The 4,025-nt window shown below is 56.3% G+C and carries 4 protein-coding genes and 1 pseudogene; 4 read left to right on the top strand and 1 reads right to left on the bottom strand.

Annotated features, from left to right (window positions below; all coding sequences use genetic code 11):
* Positions 1 to 111 precede the first annotated feature (111 nt).
* Positions 112 to 297 carry a hypothetical protein gene (locus ACOSYY_RS17575; RefSeq protein ID WP_421664130.1) on the top strand — a complete coding sequence of 62 codons (186 nt, stop codon included), beginning with the start codon at positions 112 to 114 and terminating at the stop codon, positions 295 to 297.
* 55 nt (positions 298 to 352) lie between these two features.
* On the top strand, positions 353 to 1,000 hold the full coding sequence (locus ACOSYY_RS17570) for a hypothetical protein (RefSeq protein WP_421664129.1): 648 nt from the start codon (positions 353 to 355) through the stop codon (positions 998 to 1,000).
* 33 nt (positions 1,001 to 1,033) lie between these two features.
* On the opposite strand, the gene ACOSYY_RS17565 is transcribed toward ACOSYY_RS17570, so the two are convergent.
* On the bottom strand, positions 1,034 to 1,570 hold the full coding sequence (locus ACOSYY_RS17565; RefSeq protein ID WP_421664131.1) for a gamma carbonic anhydrase family protein: 537 nt from the start codon (positions 1,568 to 1,570) through the stop codon (positions 1,034 to 1,036).
* A gap of 90 nt (positions 1,571 to 1,660) precedes the next feature.
* Between ACOSYY_RS17565 and rimO the strand changes: the two genes are divergently transcribed.
* Positions 1,661 to 3,148: a 30S ribosomal protein S12 methylthiotransferase RimO gene (gene rimO, locus ACOSYY_RS17560; RefSeq protein ID WP_421664128.1), complete on the top strand. Its 1,488-nt coding sequence runs from the start codon at positions 1,661 to 1,663 to the stop codon at positions 3,146 to 3,148.
* A gap of 58 nt (positions 3,149 to 3,206) precedes the next feature.
* Positions 3,207 to 4,025: pseudogene (gene purU, locus ACOSYY_RS17555) on the top strand (formyltetrahydrofolate deformylase); the annotation flags it as partial.

The raw sequence follows: 4,025 nt of genomic DNA, 5'->3' as shown, positions 1-4,025 counted from the left end.
GAGCTTCTCAATTTTTAAACAATACCTTACGACTGTTTCAGGGACTTCGCGATCTATCCTTTTCGATGCTTTTAAGCTCACTTTCGGCACCGTCTGCTAGAGTTACAGGGTATGGCCCTGTGGTTCATGCGGCTCCGGACGTTCCTGCGCATTGTCCTGGCCCTGCTCAGTACCGTGGGTCCTCTCCTGGGCCTCGGAATAGCCTACGTCATGATCAGGGACTGGATCAAAATTCCGCAGGGTGACGTGTACTACGTGGAGCACGATATCGATTTTTTACAAGCCTTTGTGCCATAACTGCCCGTCCATGGGAGACTGCCTTTCTGGTTCAACTCGGCGAGCTATCGCTCAGGTGTTTAATCGCCTCGACTACAAGCGTTTGGAATCCGTCTACTGCTACGAAGGCGGCGATGAGTTTTGGCGGAAGAAGCGGGAACCCTGTCGTCGCCTGGGCAGCAAAGCGGCAGACGCCCTCATACGGAAGTTGTCGCCCGGCGGGCGAAGTTTGTATGTAGGAGCCGGTGTGACGGAGCTGCCGGCATTAATAGCAGAGGCGATCGAGCTCCAACGCCACGTTGAGCCCTATAATCTCCGGCGGTCTGAAGTAGGGATCCTCAATCGTGCTTGTCGCGGTCTGCCGATCAAGTTTCTAGCCCTCGATGCCTCCTCGGCACAAGGCCGGTTCGACCATATCTGGATGGTCAGCGTGCTGAATGATCCGGAACGGTTTCCTCATCTGTCACCCTTGTCGTACGGACGGGCTGATCCGGTGACCTTCGATCCTGTTTCATTTCAGAAGGACCGGCGGACGGTACAGGCGATCGTCAACCGCTGCATGCCAAAGCTAAGGCTGCCGGGCCTTGTGACGACTTCGACCGAGGAAGTCATTTGGATTGCCGACTGGTGTCATCGACACAAGGTTCCGTATCGTGTTGAACAAAAACAGTATCCCACCGCGCTCGTCGGTGATCCGATCTGTTTCATCACGGTTGGGAAGTGAGGTGGGCGTAGGGGAAGCGAAACCTGCGATCTGTCAGAGCTCAAAACCCGTTTTCTTGGCCGTATCGTCCATGTACTGCCTCGCGTACTTCACATAGTTCTCCGCCGATTTCTTAAGCCAGGCCAACTCCTCGTCCGTCACCGGCCGCTTGATTTTGGCCGGCGATCCAAGGATGAGGCTTTTCGGCGGCACGACCGTACCTTCGACGACCAACGCTCCGGCTCCTACCACGGAATCCTGCCCGATCACCGCGCCATCCATGATGATGGAGCCCATACCCACTAACACGCGATCCTGAATCGTACACCCGTGCAACACCACGTGATGGCCGATCGTGACGTCATTGCCGATGATGAGCGGATGGGTATCGTGAGTCACATGGAGCATGCAGAGGTCCTGGACATTCGTCCGTTCTCCGATCCGGATGTAGTTCACATCGCCCCGGATCACGGCGTTGAACCAGACGCTGCAATGGTCGCCCATTACGACATCGCCGATCACGACCGCGGTCTCTTCGATGAAGCATGACTTCGGGACGGTCGGCTTGATGCCTTGAAACGTGCGAATCATGCGGGCACTGTAGGCGAAGTGAACGGCCTCTGCAAGGGTCTCCAAGGGTCTCATTGACAGACTTTTTGACCCTCCCGTAGACTGCCTGCCATGTCTCAGCCACTGATCATTCCACGGCGCCTCAAATCCACGGCGGTCGCGCCGGAAAGCGGGGACCAGTCTCCCCATAAAACGCTCCGAGCGAAGACGACGATCGGGTTTGTCAATCTTGGCTGCTCAAAGAACCAGGTTGATTCGGAAATCATGCTCGGCACCCTCGTGACCGAGGGGTTTCAATTGACCAGTGACCCGCAACAAGCCGACGTGGTCATCGTCAACACCTGCGGCTTCATCGAAGAGGCCAAAGAGGAATCGATCAACACCATCCTCGAACATGGGCATCTGAAGAAGACAGGAACTTGCCGTGTGCTCATCGCGGCGGGGTGCCTGGCTCAGCGTTATCAAGGCGATTTGCTCAAGGAACTGCCGGAATTGGACGCGGTGGTCGGTACCGGTGAGTTCGGCAAGATCGGGGAGATTTGCAGAGACCTGCTGGCTCCTAAAAAGCGGCATCGCCGTCTCTGGATCAGTCAGCCGCCCTACCTTTATGACGAATTGGCACCGCGTCTGAGGCTCGGCAAGCAGCATAGCGCCTATGTGAAAATTGCTGAGGGGTGTAACCGCAACTGTACGTTTTGCGCCATTCCGCTGATGCGTGGCAAGCAGCGGAGCCGCCCGGTCGAATCCATTGTTGCTGAGGCGCGCCGACTGGCTGAAGAAGGCGTCAGAGAGATAAGCCTGATCTCGCAAGATACCATCAATTATGGAGTCGATCTCGGGCTACGTCAGGGCTTGGTCCGACTACTTCGCGAGTTGGTCAAAGTCGATGGCCTCCGGTGGATCCGGCCGTTTTACCTTTACCCGCAGCAAGTCACGGACGAGCTGCTCGACCTTTATGCCGGGGAAGCAAAGATCACGAAGTATATCGACATGCCGCTTCAGCACATCAATGACCGAATGCTCAACCGCATGCATCGGCTGGGTAATCGAGCCGCCATTGAAGCGCTGGTCGATCGTATCCGAACACGCATTCCCAACGTCACCTTTCGGACCGCCTTCATCGTCGGTTTCCCGGGCGAAACCGATGCCGCCTTTACCGAACTGCGTGACTATGTGGAGCAAGCTGAATTCGACCGAGTCGCGGTGTTCCTTTATTCGGATGAGGAGGAAACTCCGGCAGCCGATTTGGGCGAAAAAGTCGAGCGGGAGGTTATGGAGGAACGCCGGAACGCCGTCCTCTCGGTTCAGGAATCGATCATGTCCGCCAAAGGGAGAGCCAAGATCGGCTCCATTCTTGACGTGCTCATCGACGGATGGTCCGCGGAAACCAACGGCGTCCTGGAAGGGCGTCATGAAGGGCTCGCTCCTGAAATCGACGGGGTGGTCTCTATCGATGAAGATTCGACCTCGAACGCTCAGGTACGCCGTCCCGGTTCGAACAAGTCGGCTCCCAAACCTGGTGATTTCTGCACCGTCGAAATCACCGATGCCGCCGCCTATGATCTCGTTGGGCGCATCGTCGGACAATCTCTGTCCTGATTGTTCCTTTACTCCGTTCTGCGACACTGAAAACGACCACCTCACGGGCTGAAGACCGATGACGATTCAGAGGAAAGACTCCATTGTCCTGTTGATCCATTGCAAGGATCGTAAAGGGATCGTTGCGCGAGTGTCTGGGTTCATCCATGACTTCGGCGGAAACATTCTCGACTCTGATTATCATACCGACGAAGAGACAAACGATTTTCTCATGCGGATGGAGTTCGCCACGGAGGGATTACAAATTCCTTCCGACGACATTCCGGCAGCCTTTGCCCCGATCGCGAAAGTGTATGAGATGCACTACGAAGTACATCCGTCCAATCGACGAACCCGCGCCGGCTTACTGGTCTCGAAGCAAGATCACTGCCTGGCAGATCTCCTCCAGCGGCACCGCCGAGGCGAACTGCATATCGATATTCCCGTCATCGTCTCGAACCACGACACCTGCGCAAGCTGGGCTGATCTCTTCAAGATTCCCTTCACGATCTATCCAGTCACGAAGGAGACGAAGCCCCAACAGGAGCAGCAGGTTTTAACGCTCCTAAAAGAGCACCGGGTGGAGCTCATCGTCATGGCTCGTTACATGCAGATTCTCAGCGCAGACTTTCTATCCCGCGTCGGCTGTCCGGTCATCAACATCCACCATTCCTTTCTTCCGGCCTTTATTGGAGCGAATCCCTACCGGCAGGCGTACGACCGCGGCGTCAAAATCATCGGAGCCACGGCCCACTACGCGACCAAAGATTTGGACGAGGGGCCGATCATCGAGCAAGACGTGATCCGGGTCGGGCATTGAGACACGGTGGAGGATCTCGTGCGCAAAGGACGGGACCTGGAGGAAATTGTGCTGGCGCGGGCCGTGCGCCGGCACATC

The sequence above is a fragment of the Nitrospira sp. BLG_2 genome (assembly GCF_049222245.1).
Note: the sequence above shows the minus strand (reverse complement) of the source record. Positions and strands in the feature narration are given on the sequence as shown.

Bases quoted from the DNA above. Each gene is read 5' to 3' on its own strand.
- rimO (WP_421664128.1), top strand. From the start codon at position 1,661: ATGTCTCAGCCACTGATCATTCCACGGCGCCTCAAATCCACGGCGGTC.
- ACOSYY_RS17565 (WP_421664131.1), bottom strand. From the start codon at position 1,570: ATGATTCGCACGTTTCAAGGCATCAAGCCGACCGTCCCGAAGTCATGC.
- ACOSYY_RS17575 (WP_421664130.1), top strand. From the start codon at position 112: ATGGCCCTGTGGTTCATGCGGCTCCGGACGTTCCTGCGCATTGTCCTG.